The following is a 15881-nucleotide window of genomic DNA, read 5'->3' on the forward strand; positions in this document are numbered from 1 at the left end:
GAGTCCCAGGAAATACATTCCTGGGACTCTAATTTTGGTAATTTTAGTTATTTACTATACGTTTCTCCACCATTTCTTTTATTTGAGCTAGGTGGCGTTTTTCATGTAGTCCTATAAATTCCACCCATTGCTCCACACTAATGGTTCCGAATGCAGGATGTTTTCCCGAATTAACTTTTAACTCTTCAGGGTCATACACTTCTAAGAGCTCTATTAAAGACTGCCTGGAAGAGTCTAACCTTTCTTTTGCTTGCAAGATGCTAGTAAACTCTTTAATAGGTTTCATGTTTTCTGGTGCCTTATATTTACTTGAACGATCCAGTGTTGAATCTAGTGGTTTATGTTTTATGGCCTTTTTTCTTTCACCTTTTACCAGTATATTATTTATTTCTGAGGTCATCACTTTCTCAATCACATACAGATGTTCTAAAATATCTAAAATGGACCATTCATCATTTTCAGCAAAGAGTGCTGCTTCTTTGTCTGAGATATTGGAGACATAATTTAGTAACTCTGCCCTTGCCTCCTTTATTCCGAACATTTCTTCCCCTCCTTACCCATTTATAATTACATTCAATTTAAACAGATGCAGCTACCCCTCAATTACACTCTTCAGCTCATTGCTTATTTTTGCTTCTTTCGGCTGGGTTAAAAGTGAAATTGCAATAAATAATACTGTAGAGACTGCTAATGCAAACGCCCCATTTATTACACCAGGAGGAAGAAACTTAAAACCGTATTTACCGCCAATTTCTAATACTATATTTATCACTAGACTAATCACAATGCTTCCAATTGCTCCGTATTTAGTTGCTTTTGACCAAATTAATCCTAATACAACAGAAGGGAATATAGCTGATGCAAACAAACCCCATCCAAATACTCCTAATAAACCAACTAATGTATTCATATAAAAGGAGAAAATAGCCGAAAGGACGAGGAGACCTAGAACGGCAATACGACTCCAAAATAACTCATTTTTCACTTTTAAGTTAAATGACTTTGGGATATCTCGTACTATGCTTGCTGCACCAATATTTACAAAACTACTACCTGTTGACATAATAGCTGACATTAAACCTGCAATAACTAATCCACTTATAAACGGTGACGTAAACATTGATAAAAAAACAGGTAAAGCATCATCAGGTGATTTCAACTCAGGAAATTTCCCTTGAATCTTTAATACTAAAGCAGCAAGCCCTATGCCTATTACCAACAGTGTGGTTATCATATAGGAAATGCTAGCAGTAAAAGCCCCCCACTTTAAATCCTTATCATCTTTAAGTAGTAAAAACTTTGTGAGAAAGTGAGGTTGTGCTGCTGCACCTAAGCTAATCATAAAAAACCAACAGATTACGGTTATAACAGGGTATGTGCCAAAAGGTGAGGCCAATGTTGGATTGGAGTCAATAAGTGTTTGAGTCATTTCGGGAATTCCTCCACCAATATTGATTGCAACGAAAAATACAATTATTGAAACAACAATCATGATTACTCCTTGAAATAGATCCGTATAAACGGCAGCCAGAATCCCACCGCCAACACAGTAAAAAGCCATGATTGCTAAACCTATTATTGCACCTACCATTGGTGTTACTCCAAAAATGGAATGCATGATTATGCCCATTGCTTGAACTTGTGTGCCAAGATACCCCAAAACCCCTAATATCATTGCAACTGAAATCCATCCGCGCGCTGCCTTACTCTGATATCTAATCTCAATAATATCCCCAATTGAATAAACTTCACCAATCCTGCTAATTTTATATAATCTTTTTCCGATTAAGAACCATGCTAGAGCAAAACCTAAAGGAGCTGAAACCATTAGTCCTGATGCAAATCCTAAACCGCCGTTAAATGTCATTCCTGTTCCACCCACCATACCAAATCCACTCTGGATGGATGAAAATGCTGCAATCGCCATTACAAACATCCCCATGTCTCTACCAGCCACAAAAAAGTCACCGCTCGTTTTGGTCTTCTTTGTTGCCCAATATCCGATTAAAACACATACCAATAAATAAATAACTGCAATTGCAATAATCGTTGGATTCATGTAAACCCCTCCTTCTTTTTTTATAGGTATCTATATATCTAATGAATTTGTATTAATAGAAGACTTCTTTACTTCTGGCTTGCTAAATGTCCAAACGTATATTAATGAAAAACTAGCACACAATGTCCAAATTCCAACATAGTAAATGGCTGTACTTATAGTAAAACCTAATATTAAATTTCCTCCTCCAATAGGTGAATGGAGCGTTGCTATGTCTAACCATCCCTGTAAGAGTAAAAATAGGAATGTGACAATGGTAGGAATCCAAATGATTTTTTTATTCACTATTATTTTTTTAGCCAATCCAATTAATAACAGTATTCCTACGAGTACTATATACGGGTAAATGATTAATCGAAATGATCCGACGAGCATACCAATGATAATTAATACGAGTAAAGCAGTCGAAGCGTATACAAACCTATTTGACATTCTCCTCTACCTCCTTAAGATTCCATCAGAGTAATGGTTAAACATATTGTTATTTCTTACTAGATATTGATAACTTACTCCCCTATAAATTGAGGCGTTCTTTTTTCATCGAATGCCAAAATTCCTTCTTTTGCATCTTTGCTTTTTAATGCCTGTTGTGCAAAGTTCCATTCCACTTTAAACGCTTCATCTAAAGACAAGTTTTGCAAACTAATAACAGCTTGTTTAGTAGATTGAACCGCAATTGGTCCATTTTGGATAATTAGTTCAGCATATCGATCAACTTCTATCATTAGATCCTCTAATGGGACCACTCTATTAATCAAGCCTATTTTTTCAGCCTCCTCAGCAGATAATTGTCTTCCAGTCAATAGAATTTCCATTGCTCTGCAATAGGGGATTTGTCTGACCAGTCTTACTAAAGAACCACCTGCAGCCATAATTGACCATTTTGGTTCTGGCAGCCCGAAAGTAGCATTTTCAGCCGCAATTCTGATGTCTGTTGCTTGCAATAATTCTGTACCACCAGCTAAACAATGACCATTGACTGCTGCTATAATAGGCTTGGTGATTGGCTTGAACTTCATCATTGCATGATTTATTTTTGTTTCGAGTTCATCATTTCGCTCATCCCCGAGTAAGAGTGGTATGGTCTTTTTTAAATCGGCACCGGAACAAAAGGCTTTTTCTCCAGAACCGGTAATAATCACAATTCGGATATCTGGATCATTTTCTGCATCCTGGAACAAATCTCCTAAATATCCCCATCCGTTTGGAGTTAATGCATTGAACACCTGAGGACGATTAATCGTTATAAGTGCTCGATTGCCTCTTTTTTCATAAATCAGTTCATTTTCCATGGTTTTATTCCTCCCCTACTAACGTTTGTTTGTACCATATTCGTAAAAGAGACAGTTCCTTTATGAATTTTTGGAACTGTCTTATTGTGTTTGTAGTAGCTACATTAGCAAGGTCAGCTTTTGAGATTTAAAGCCCCAAGTTGCTCACGTAAACGATACTTTAAGATTTTTCCGCCTACGGTTTCAGGAATGGTTTCAGTAAAGATAATTTGTTTAGGTGTTTCAAAACCACCGAGTTTTTCACGGCAAAAACTGATTAACTCAGCTTCCGCAATATGCTTACCTTTTTTAAGCATTACTACTCCTGTAACCATTTCACCCCATTTTTCATGAGGCAAAGCGATTACAGCTACTTTTTCTACAGCAGGATGCTGTCGAAGAACTGCTTCTACTCGAATGCTGGAGACATTTTCTCCGCCTGACTTAATAATGTCCTTATATCTATCGACCATTATTGCTAAACCATCTTCATCATACATACAGCTGTCTCCTGAATGAAACCAGCCATGTTCAAAGGCTTTCCTTGTAGCCTCTTCGTCTTTATAATATCCAGACATGACTGCAGGTGACCGGTATACTGCTTCACCTTGAACCCGCGGATCATTGATAACGCTTCCATTTTCATCCATTATCACCGAAGCAAGAAGTGGATTAGGGACACCTACATAGTTAACTTCTGGTGCATTCTTTTCGTAGGTTTCCGACCACTTATCTGGCCAAAAACGATAACAGGATATTGACTCTGTTTGGCCAAAGATCTCAAACGTCACTAAATCACGTCCGCATAGTTCCTTTAACTTTTCATGATAATCCGGACTAAGCTGAGCCCAGCCGTATACAATTACCTTTAAACTGCTCACATCATATTTGTCTCTCTCTACAAGGATTAAATCTGTGAGACCAGTCAAAAATGCAGGCGATCCGGACCAAAGGGTAGTTACCTTTTCCTTTGTGATGGCATCAGCCATTGCCGGCATGTTAAGCGTACGCCCGATGACAAATGTTCCCCCTGATAGAAATACAGGATAAGCAAATATCTGATCAGCAACATGGAACATAATTGGAAGAAAACTACACACCTTTAATTCATTTTCAATCGATATTCCTCTTGTTATTGACAAAGCGAAACTATAGGCAGACATATAGGTATTCGTGTGGGATACCATAACACATTTAGGCATTGAAGTAGTTCCAGATGTGAACAACATTTGCCAAATATCATCCCCATGAATTTCAACATCTGGTTCGTTTTTTGAATGTCCTCGGTAAAATTCCTCAAACGACTGACTTCCAGGAATTACCCCTCCACCAATTGGAATCGTAATGTCCAGCTGGATATTCAGTTTACTGAAAACATTTTCTATTTTTGGCCAATGCTCGGAGTCTGCAATAAAAAGGCTCGGTTCAACATGGTTAATGAGATAGGTAATGACATCTGGAGCCATCATTGTATTCATAGGAACAGCAACCATTCCAGCCTTAGCGACAGCAATTTTAGCCAAAAATCCTTCTACAGAGTTATCACAAAAGAAAAGGACACGATCTCCCTTTTTTAGTCCTCTTTTGAAAAGTGCATTGGCAAATTGGTTGGCCTTATCGTCTGCCTCTAGATAAGTAAGTCTTGCATTATCCGGGTGTGCATACGCACCTTCCCACCCGACCAATGCCTCTTTATCAGGAAAGCTGTACCTTAGCCTTTCGAGCATGTCTCCTACAGAAGTTCTTTCCCACCTGTTAACCCTTCTTCTGTTATATAGCGAAGTTACATCGATTTTCATACCCTTCACTCCTCGCAAAAATTCATTCTATCAGCCTTCTATTACTCTTTCTAATTTAGGTTCTACTTTTGATATAGTTTTCTTGTTAATAATGAAAAACCGCAATTTCATTATTTTTTAGCAGCTGATGAAATCTTTTCTTTAAGGGATACTTGTGCCTTTATTACATTATCAAAACACTGCACTGGAAGGTTTTCCTTTAAGATAGATTTTTGTATTTTCTGGCTGGCCGTCTTCGGAAACTCGTTAATATATTCCACATACCGAGGAACTTTAAAATAAGCTAATCGTTCAGTACACCAATCTATAATTTCCTGCTCTGGAACAGTCGCAGCACTTTCACCTTCTTTCAACACAATACAAACTCTAACCTCTTGTTCCCGAATGTGATCTGGGACAGGCACGGCTGCCGCTTCCATTACTTTTGGATGAGCTTTCACACAATCCTCCACTTCCATTGATGAAATGTTTTCTCCACTTCTTCTTATGATGTCTTTTTTCCGATCAACAAAATAGAAGAATCCATCTTCATCTTTTTTCACCATGTCACCAGTATGAAACCAGCCACCCTCCCATGCTTTTTGGGTTGCCTCAGGATTTTTATAATACCCCTTCATCATCGCAGATCCCTCTGGGCGAGGATCTTCTATGATAACCAATTCACCCACTGTTCCATTTGGAAGCTCTTGGTTATTTTCATCTACAACACTAGCATGAAAACCAGGAAGAGTTTTTCCCATACAACCCGTACCTACTTTTCTCTCACCGTGAATTGGAGTAACCATCGTCAAACCAACTTCCGTCATGCCAAACACTTCAACCGCCTGTAAACCAAACCTTTCTTCATAGAGCTGGTGATACTCATTAGATATTCCAGCACCTAGTGTCACTCTGACATTATGTTCTCTATCTTTTAAACTTGGTTGCATGGAGTATAGTATTGCTGGCATAACGCCTAAGTAATGAAATTGAGTGGCCTTATACTTGATGACATCCTCCCACCAACTCTTTGGATGAAAACGGTCTAATACTATAACACTTGCCCCAAGGATCAATGCCCCCATTACGGATAAAATCTGGGGATTCATGTGAAATAATGGTAAGGGTGTTAACACACGATCCTCACTTGTAAGTTCGAGTGCTTCAGCCCATAGACGCGGGTTAACTAAGTAGTAACTTTGAGGCTCTACACATCCCTTGGGATGACCGGTTGTTCCTGATGTATATAGAATGGCCGCATCATCATCTCTTTTTATTTCTACCGAAGACAAATACGGTGTCTGCTTTTCTAAAAAATCATAAAAGCTAATAACACTCGTATGATTACTTTGTTGGATCGAGATGACATATTCAATCGAAGGACATTCCTCACGAATTCCTAAGACCATTTCCAGAGCATTGTTATCCGTTACCACTATTTTTGAGTCAGAATTATCTAACACATAAGAGGTCTCAGTAGACTTAAAAAAATTGTTGATGGGCACCAAAACGGCACCGAGTTTCGCTAAACCAAACCAACAGTATATGAACTCTATACAGTTGGGGAGATAAAGAGCGACTTTATCTCCTTTTGTTACACCTAATTCATGAAAAAGGCTTGCTACTTTACTTGAGATCAGATTGATTTCTTCAAAAGAAAGTTCTTTCTCATCACAATAAAGGAACTTTTTCTTTCCAAATTTTTGCGCCGATTGTTCAATTACTTCTCTAACACTGTTAAACATTTACGACACCCTTCCTCAAAAACTCTATTATTCTAGTAAGGGAAAAACGTAATCCCATGCCCCAATGAATTACCGCCGTCAATAATAATGTTTTCACCTGTGATATACCCGCTGGCCTTACTGGATAAGTAAGCTGCTAGCCAGCCGAGTTCTTCAAGATTTCCAACCCGCCTTAACGGAACAGCATTAATCGTGTTGTCGATGAAGGTCGGGTCCGCCGCTGCCATTTCTTCCTGCATCCCCTCTGTTATGAATAATCCAGCACCAATGGAATTAACACGAATGCTATGCTGTGCCCATTCTAATGCTAGGTTTTTCATTAAACCATATACCCCATTCCTTGCTGCTACCGAATGGGCTATACCAGGAGCCCCCCTATGTAAGAAGGAAACGAGAATATTCGTTATAGCTCCTCCTGTACCCTGTTTAATCATTTGTTTTCCTACAGCCTGTGTAACATAGAATGTTCCATTTAAGTTCGTTCGAATAACCGCATCCCAGCCATTTTTTGATAGTTCCTCTGCCTTTTTGGGAAACTGTCCCCCAGCATTGTTAATTAATATATCTACCTTCCCAAATTGATTTACTGCTTGGGTAACAAGGTTTTCAACTTGGTCAATCTCTCGAATATCTGTCGGGACCGTTAATACTTCAAATCCTTGGGAAACAAATTCATCTTCTGTTTTTTTCAATACTTCTTCTCTGCGTCCAGCTAGAACTAGTTTTGCTCCTACACTGCCTAATTGATGGGCAATTACTTTACCGATTCCCGTGCCGCCACCCGTAACAATAGCGACTTGACCCTTCAGAAGGGTATTCGAAAAAATCTCTGATATTTGCATGTTTTTCCTCCATTCTTACCGCTTATACTGGATGAACCGGACATTTTTTCTCCCCAAATGTAATATCCTTTGATTCATAATAGTCAAAGTGTACAATCGTTTCTTCGCGAAGCTGGTCATACGGTATAACCTCATCGATAATGAGCTCAGAACCAAGTGCATAAATGTTAATATCCTCTGAATACTCTTCACGCATTTTCTGAATAAATTCAGGTCGTTCCTCTTCAGGAAGTGCTTGAATTTTGTTATAGTAAACAGCATTAATGGCAGCCTCAGGACCCATAATGGCGATGGAAGCAGAAGGTAAGGCAATTACTTTTTCCGGATCATAAGCGGGTCCGCACATTGCATATAATCCTGCACCGTACGTCTTTCGTACGATTACCGTCAGCTTTGGTACAGTCGCTTCTGAAACAGCTGTAATAAATTTTGCTCCATGACGGATGATTCCTTTTCTCTCAACGGAAGAACCAACCATATACCCTGGAACATCAGATAAAAATAGAAGAGGAATATTATAGGCGTTACAAAGGGTAACAAATCTAGCTCCCTTATCTGCTGTATCAACAAATAAGGTGCCGCCCTTTACCTTCGGCTGGTTTGCAACGATTCCAACCACTCTGCCTCCTATCCGGCTAAAGCCTACAATGAGCTCGGGTGCAAACAGTTTTTTAATTTCAAACCAGGTTCCCTCATCAATGACGCGATCAATCAACTCGTACATATCGTAAGGTCGATTCATATCCTCTGGAATAATCTCTTTAATAGACCTTCCAGGCTTAGCCGAAACTGCTTCCACCATTTCAGGTGCATTCTTATAATTTTGCGGCATATAGGAAAGATATTGTTTGATGATTTCAATTGCATCTTCATCATTTTTTGCTAGAACATCCCCTAGTCCGCTTGTTGAGCAATGCATTCTGGCTCCTCCCATTTCTTCCATTGTTGTTTTTTCCCCAATGACCATCTCTACCATTCTGGTAGAACCTAAATAGGCACTAGCCTGTTTATCTACCATAATAACTAGATCCGAAAAAGCAGGAATATAAGCAGAACCCGCAGGTGAAGGACCAAAATTTATGCAAATTTGCGGCACCATACCTGACATTTTCACTTGATTATAGAAAATTTTTCCACTATGTCTGCGACCTGGAAAAATTCTAATTTGATCGGTAATCCTACCTCCTGCAGAGTCCAGCATATATATCATCGGAATTTTTAATTTCATCGCCAGTTCTTGAATACGAATCATTTTTTCAACTGACTTTGCACCCCAAGAGCCTGCCTTTACCGTTGGGTCCGCCGCTAAAAACGCAACTTTACGTCCATTAATTTTACCGATTCCGGTCACCATTGCATCCGCTGCTAAATCTGATTTAAGCGCTTCAGCTAATAAACCCTCCTCACGGAAGGAGCCTGGATCAAGGAGAAGTGCTAGTCGTTCACGAACCAGTAATTTACCTTGTTCCTTGGCACGATTTCGATATTTTTCTGCCCCGCCTTCTTTGATTCGTACTTTTTCCGCTTCAATTTTTTCTTCTTTTTGTTGATTTGTCAGTTGGAATGTTTCAATTTGTGTTTTTGTCATCAGACTGCCTCCTTGTTCACTGTTACAATCTCTACCGTTACTTCACTTTCAATTACATTTCTATCAATTAAGCATGAATAGATACCTAATAATTGCCGCGGCTTTCCACCCTTTCCTAAACCGCCGCCCCCAAATGGCGGTCCATTAACAGCTAACGGCGAAAGTAATTTTCCAAATTTGGCAGCATCGCTTTTTTCCTTTGTTCGAATCGCAAAGTATAGATAAATTTCATTCAATGAATCCGAGTCCACTTCATGAGCCAGGGGACCATGTAATGAATTGTATCCAATGTAACTGGTATGGATTTCTTCAGTCCTGATTCCAAGTCTATTAATCTGTTTCTTAAGGATTTCCTCTGCCTTTTTTGCCTTTTCTAATGCATTTGGCCATGAGTACCCCAACATACCGTCCCCTGCCCAGCCATTCTCATAACCTATTAAAACCTTTAATGTTGGCGGAGCAGGTTTTCCTTTTACATTTGAAATACGAACTTGGTCAGGTCCAATATCCTCAAAAATCACCGATGTAAAATCGACAATAACATCTGGGGTAATATAATGATGCGGGTCATGAATTTCATAAAGGAATTGTTCCTTTACGGTTTCTACGCTAACCTTTCCTCCAGTTCCTTCGGTTTTTGTGAGGATGAAGGAACCATCTTCACTGACTTCGGCAATGGGATATCCGATATTATCTAAATCTTCGATATCCTGCCATGAACCTGTATAGTTTCCGCCGGTTACCTGTCCCGAGCATTCCATTAAGTGACCTAATAAAACCGCGGATGCTACACGATCCCAGTCATCATAAGACCAGTTATATTCATAGATTAATGGAGCAGCAAATTGAGCAGAGTCTGTTGTACGTCCTGTTATAACAACGTCCGCTCCTTGTTTTAGCGCTTCTACAATCGGTTGTGCTCCTAAATAAACCGAGGCAAATAACAATCGATCTTCATATTGCTCCCAGGATTCTTCTCCATCCTTTGTAAGGAAGTAGGGGCTTAACTCATTTAATCGGCCATAGATATTATCCCCTTTGACCAGTCCTATTTTGATATCATCAAATCCTAAAGATTGGGCAACACGCTTCACTTCATTAACTGCCCCCTCAGGGTTAATACCGCCAGCATTAGTGATAAGTTTAATTCCTTTTGGAAAACACTCTGGTAATAATAAGTTCATCGTTTGCGTGATATCCTTTGTATAGCCCTTGGTTGGATCCTTTTTTCGATCTTTTTCCAGTATGGCCATGGTTAATTCCGCAAGGTCATCGAAGCAAATGTATTGTACATTCCCATTTTTCGCTATATCTAATGCGGGTAATACGGAATCACCATAAAAACCCATACCTGCGCCAATTCTTACTTTTTTGGACATTCTAATTACCTCCAAGCTATTTTTTAAACGAAGGGACTATATTTTATCTGCCTTTCCAAACTGGCTGTCTTTTTTCTAAAAATGCCTCCGCACCTTCTTTTACATCGTCACTGAGGAACGAAATGACGCGCAATGTGTTGGCATAATCTAACTTCTTGTTCATTTCCATATCACGTGTGTTCACAAAGCAATCTAACCCAATTTTTAATGCTAACGGACTTGCTGAAGCCAGCATTCTAGCGAATGCAAGTGCTTCATCCATCACTTGCTCTGGCGGAACCACTTTGTTCACCAATCCATATTCCTTTGCTTTATCTGCTTTAAAAATCTCTCCCGTAAAACTAATTTCTAATGCTTTCTTACTGCCAATCACCTCGATGATAATCGGGAGAATTACTAGTGGAAATAAGCCTAATTTAATCTCAGTCGTTCCTAACTTTGCGTTCGAAGATGCGACTGTATAGTGACAGGCAGCTACTAAGCCTAATCCACCCCCTAATGCATGACCGTTAACAGCTCCAATAACTGGTTTTTTTAAGCCTGTAAGCGTTTGAAAAAGTTTGGTCGTCGCTTCTCCCTCTTTATGAATCACACTTGCAAGCTTTTCTTGATAGCGTGAAAATTCCTTAAGGTTTCCCCCTGCACAAAAGGAGCTCCCACCACCCGTTAATAAAATGACGTGAACTTCGTCATTTGCTTCAGCAGCCTTAAGTGTATCGATTAGTGTTATACACATGTCCTGAGACAGTGAATTCCTGCTCTCTGGGTTATTCATTTCAATAATGCCAATGTTATTCTCTATTTGATAACGTACTAATTCGACCATAATTATCCTCCTGACCGGTTCTTTAATTAACTAAATTTTTTTCTTATAAACGTTCCAAAACATGAAGGGGGACTTCTACTTGCATTCTCAATAATGCTGCACTTAAGGATTTCCCTAAATTATCCATTCTAAGTGATGAAGCAGACCCGCCGCCTAGCGCATCATGTAAAACAAATTTTAATGCTAATACATTGGGAACTTCATATCGCTCTACTTTTCCGGTACATAATCCTGCAAAATGTTCTTTCACTCGGTCCTCTGTTACTTCTTTTTTTAACACTTCAAAAACTTGACTATTTTTAGCAAACAATGAAATATCGGAAATATTCCCTTTATCACCAGATCTAGATATAGCAATCTGTGCAAGCTTTACTCTTTGCATTTTCTTGTTCCTCCTTTAACCTTTTTCTATGCTTGAAGCCTCACTACAACCTCATCCTCTTGGACAAAGTCACCTTCATTTTTTAATATCGCTTCTACAACGCCTGAGCCTTCGGAAACAATGGGAATTTCCATTTTCATAGATTCTAAAATGGCTACTTCCTGTCCTGCTTCTACTTGATCCCCTACTTTAACAACTAATTTCCATAGACTTCCACTCATGTTTGACCGAATATTCATTTTTTTCACTCCTTATCTAATGTTTTATTGTATTTTCACGCATACTTTTTATAAGATTTGTTGAATAGTGCCCCTGCTGGAATTGATCATTATCTAAAACTTCTAGCAACAAAGGAATATTCGTTTTGATTCCTTGAATCTCCGTTTCCAAAAGTGCTTTTTTCATTTTTCTAACGGTTTCCTCTCTCGTTGATCCCTTAGTAATGATTTTGGCAATCATTGGATCGTAGAAAGGAGTAATCGTGGTTCCGTTTACAATTCCAGTTTCAATCCTTACATTATCTGGCCAAATCAATTGGTTAATAGTACCTGGTGAAGGGAAAAAGCGTACGGGATCTTCTGCATATATTCGGCATTCCATGGCATGCCCTTCACGTTTAATACTCTGTTGGAGCAATGGTAATCGGTGTTGATTGGCAATTTCAATTTGCCATTCTACCAAGTCTATTCCGGTAATTTCCTCTGTTACTGGATGTTCCACTTGAAGCCTTGTGTTCATCTCTAAAAAGTAAAAGTTCCCTTGTTCATCAAAAATAAATTCCATCGTCCCTATATTTCGGTAACCAATCCCTACCGCCCCTTTTAACGCAGCTTGCTTTAGTTCCTCCAGTTGTTGTGGCTGGATGGAAGGTGATGGACACTCTTCTATCACCTTTTGATGTCTGCGTTGAACGGAACATTCTCTTTCGAAAAGATGAACACCATTCCCAAAATGATCAATGGCAATTTGCATTTCAATATGTCTTGGACTTTCAATGTACTTTTCAATAAAAATAGACGAATCTCCAAAGAATTTTTCCGAACGGCTTTTGGTAGAGGTGAAAGCTTTTTCTAGTTCAGTATCAGAATAGACAAGCTCCATTCCTATGCCGCCCCCGCCAGCACTGGCTTTTAACATCACCGGATATCCAATTGAGTTAGCGTTTTGAAGGACTTCTTCGATTGTCTCTAGTGCATTGACACTTCCCGGAACAACCGGAACATCCAGCTCCTTCATCCTCTTTCTAGCTTCAATTTTGCTTCCCATCATTTTAATTACTTCACTGGATGGTCCGATGAAAATAATCCCTTCTTTTTCACAGCGGTCAACAAATGCGCTGTTTTCTGAAAGAAACCCATACCCTGGATGAATCGCATCAACCTTTGCTTCTAGCGCTACTTTAATAATTTCATCCACCTTTAAGTAGCTTTGAAATGCAGGCGGCGGTCCTATTAAGTAGGCTTCATCTGCTGCGGTAACGTATGGCATTTGTTCATCTGCCTCTGAATAAACAGCCACTGTCCCTATCCCTAATCTTTTACATGTTTGAATAATTCGGTTAGCAATTTCTCCTCGATTTGCAATTAATATTTTTTTGATTGTCATTCTTTATCCTCCAAATCCACAAGGTTACTTATGTAAAAATAATTTTTGTAATCTTACCTTACTTATGTGCAATTACCGTGCCAACACGAAATAGAAGGAAATCAAGGATACTTGAATTCTCATGGACTACAAAACTGTTCAATTATTGTATATTTTCAGAATTTTGTTATAATATTAAACAAGTGTTCACTTTTTTTACACTTATGTAAGGAGGAGATTTTCCATTAAAGTCATGAAAGAATTAAATATCGCAGATTACTATTCCAAACCGCTGTTGTTAACAGAAAACAACAATATTTCAGATGTAATCATGGGATTTCTAAAGCAGCGAATTGATGTTGCCTGTATCGTTGATGACTCAAATTATCCCCTCGGTATTGTTAGCAAGTACAGTCTTTATCGATCCATATTAGCTGGGACGAGCCCAGATACTCCTCTAAAGTCCATTCTTCGAAGAGATGTCCTGACGGTAAATGATAAAGAAGGATTTAGACACGTAAAGGATGTGTTGCTCCAACATAATGTAGCTCACGGGATTGTACTTAACCAGGAGAATAAAGTTGTTGGAGTTATTAGCAAATCCGATATCATTAATGGTTTCTTACATGAAACAGAAATTCTCGTCAATCAATTGACAGGGTTAATCGAAAATCTGCAGGATATTGTCATCTCCATTGATAGAAATAATCAGATTGTTGCGTTTAATGGGGCAGCTGAAAAAGTCATGCTTTTGAAAAAAGAAGATATTATTGGAAGAAATATCGAAGAGTGTTTTCCTGAAATTGCCCCCTACATGGTGTCAACATTAGATGATTTAACAACCATTAAACAAAAAAAGGTAACTTTGGGTCCTATCACCGGGATTGGCTCCTTTATCCCTATAACTTATAAAGAGAATACTAGTGGCGCGCTAGCCATCATCAAAGATATCACCACATTAGAAGAATTTGCTCAAGAACTAGAAACAACTAAAAACCTCCAGCAAACATTACAACAGGCAATGGCTTTATCCTATGACGCCATCATCATTACCGATAAACAAGGCAGAATTACGCTTACGAATCAGGCATTCTTAGATCTTTTTGAACTAAATGATAAGACTATTATTAACAAGAAAATTGAAGAATCCGTTCCAGTCCTTGGTCCATTCACAGACGACCCCCACCAAAGAAAAGAAATTATGACAATAAATAATAAAACCGGTATCGTAACAAAGGAATTTATCGTTCATGCAGGTAAAGAGGTTGGGATGATTATTAAAATAATCTCTAACCAGTTGGATCAATGGAAAGAATTATTTTATCGTATGGATAAGCTGGAAAGTGAATTAAATTTCTATCGAAGTGAATACCAAAAATTAACGCAAAACTCCTCATTTGACATTATTAAGTCTAATGATAAAAAGATGGCCAACTTAAAACATCAAGCCCTTTTATCGGCAAAAAATAATTCAACCGTATTAATTACTGGCGAAAGTGGTACAGGAAAAGAGCTTTTTGCAGAGGCTGTTCATAAAGAATCAGGTCGAAAAGGAAATTTTGTGAAGGTAAATTGCGCGGCCATTCCATCAGAATTGTTAGAATCGGAGTTTTTTGGATATGCAGATGGTGCCTTTACAGGGGCACGCCGTGGAGGAAAAGTTGGTAAATTTGAATTGGCAGACAAGGGAACGCTTTTCTTAGATGAAATTGGTGACATGCCCCTGGCACTACAATCGAAATTACTCAGGGTTCTTCAGGAAAGAAATTTCGAGAGAATTGGTGACAACCGCACGCGTACGGTCGATGTAAGAATCATTGCCGCTACCAACAAAGAATTATATCAGTTAGTCCAAGATGGTGAATTCCGTGAGGACTTTTATTATCGGATTAATGTTGTGACCATCCAAATCCCTCCCCTTAGGGAGCGAAAAGGCGATATTCCTTTATTATGCAATCACCTAATCAACAAGCTAAATGACAGATTAAATAAACAAGTTATAGGTATTAGTCCAGAAGCATTCACTATTATAAAAGAGTACTCTTGGCCGGGAAACATTCGGCAATTAGAAAACATCCTTGAACGAGCGATGAATTTTGATGTAAAGAATTGGATTGATACGATTCATTTACCATTGGAACTGATAGAAAATAAACAATCCATCATTACTAGAGAAGTGATCCCAAGTACCACTGCTGTCGTTCATAACAAGCATGATTCTCTAAATGAAATGGTCTCTCTTAAAGACTCTGAAAAGTCGATAATCCTAGAAACCTTGGAGTCTGTACAAGGTAATCGCTCCAAGGCAGCTGAGCTTCTCGGCATTAGCAGAACCACCTTATATAACAAAATAAAAAAATATAATATTGAATCAAATGTGTATTTTAACATTAAATAATAAAGAAGGAGACATGGGTCTCCTTCTTT

General features: G+C 38.7%; 14 protein-coding genes. 1 reads left to right on the plus strand and 13 read right to left on the minus strand.

Annotated features, from left to right (window positions below):
• Positions 1-43 precede the first annotated feature (43 nt).
• From CHI06_RS25390 to CHI06_RS25450, 13 genes are all read right to left on the minus strand, one after another.
• A complete protein-coding gene (locus CHI06_RS25390) occupies positions 44-541 on the minus strand; it encodes a DinB family protein (RefSeq protein WP_095251420.1) in 498 nt (165 codons plus the stop codon).
• Positions 542-592: 51 nt separating this feature from the next.
• Positions 593-2059, minus strand: coding sequence for a sodium:solute symporter family transporter (locus CHI06_RS25395; RefSeq protein WP_095251421.1), 1467 nt, complete (start codon positions 2057-2059; stop codon positions 593-595).
• A gap of 30 nt (positions 2060-2089) precedes the next feature.
• Entirely contained in the window at positions 2090-2491 is a 402-nt protein-coding gene (locus tag CHI06_RS25400; protein WP_095251422.1) for a hypothetical protein, read from the minus strand.
• A gap of 74 nt (positions 2492-2565) precedes the next feature.
• Positions 2566-3351: an enoyl-CoA hydratase/isomerase family protein gene (locus CHI06_RS25405; protein WP_095251423.1), complete on the minus strand. Its 786-nt coding sequence runs from the start codon at positions 3349-3351 to the stop codon at positions 2566-2568.
• Positions 3352-3464: 113 nt separating this feature from the next.
• Positions 3465-5129 carry a class I adenylate-forming enzyme family protein gene (locus CHI06_RS25410; protein ID WP_095251425.1) on the minus strand — a complete coding sequence of 555 codons (1665 nt, stop codon included), beginning with the start codon at positions 5127-5129 and terminating at the stop codon, positions 3465-3467.
• Positions 5130-5239: 110 nt separating this feature from the next.
• A complete protein-coding gene (locus CHI06_RS25415; protein ID WP_095251427.1) occupies positions 5240-6853 on the minus strand; it encodes an AMP-binding protein in 1614 nt (537 codons plus the stop codon).
• 32 nt (positions 6854-6885) lie between these two features.
• On the minus strand, positions 6886-7695 hold the full coding sequence (locus CHI06_RS25420) for an SDR family oxidoreductase (RefSeq protein ID WP_095251428.1): 810 nt from the start codon (positions 7693-7695) through the stop codon (positions 6886-6888).
• Positions 7696-7717: 22 nt separating this feature from the next.
• Positions 7718-9283, minus strand: a complete 1566-nt coding sequence (locus tag CHI06_RS25425; protein ID WP_095251430.1) for an acyl-CoA carboxylase subunit beta — start codon at positions 9281-9283, stop codon at positions 7718-7720.
• On the minus strand, positions 9283-10662 hold the full coding sequence (locus tag CHI06_RS25430; RefSeq protein WP_095251431.1) for an acyclic terpene utilization AtuA family protein: 1380 nt from the start codon (positions 10660-10662) through the stop codon (positions 9283-9285). Before CHI06_RS25430 ends, CHI06_RS25425 begins: the two co-directional genes overlap by 1 nt.
• A gap of 43 nt (positions 10663-10705) precedes the next feature.
• On the minus strand, positions 10706-11488 hold the full coding sequence (locus CHI06_RS25435) for an enoyl-CoA hydratase/isomerase family protein (RefSeq protein WP_095251432.1): 783 nt from the start codon (positions 11486-11488) through the stop codon (positions 10706-10708).
• Positions 11489-11531: 43 nt separating this feature from the next.
• Positions 11532-11870, minus strand: a complete 339-nt coding sequence (locus CHI06_RS25440; protein ID WP_095251434.1) for an AtuA-related protein — start codon at positions 11868-11870, stop codon at positions 11532-11534.
• Positions 11871-11896: 26 nt separating this feature from the next.
• Positions 11897-12109, minus strand: a complete 213-nt coding sequence (locus CHI06_RS25445; RefSeq protein WP_095251435.1) for an acetyl-CoA carboxylase biotin carboxyl carrier protein subunit — start codon at positions 12107-12109, stop codon at positions 11897-11899.
• A 16-nt stretch (positions 12110-12125) separates the two neighbouring features.
• A complete protein-coding gene (locus tag CHI06_RS25450; RefSeq protein ID WP_095251437.1) occupies positions 12126-13475 on the minus strand; it encodes an acetyl-CoA carboxylase biotin carboxylase subunit in 1350 nt (449 codons plus the stop codon).
• 232 nt (positions 13476-13707) lie between these two features.
• Between CHI06_RS25450 and CHI06_RS25455 the strand changes: the two genes are divergently transcribed.
• Positions 13708-15852, plus strand: coding sequence for a sigma 54-interacting transcriptional regulator (locus CHI06_RS25455; protein ID WP_095251438.1), 2145 nt, complete (start codon positions 13708-13710; stop codon positions 15850-15852).
• Positions 15853-15881: the final 29 nt, after the last annotated feature.

It is taken from the genome of Bacillus sp. 7884-1, from assembly GCF_002272245.1.
Lineage (GTDB): Bacteria > Bacillota > Bacilli > Bacillales > Cytobacillaceae > Neobacillus.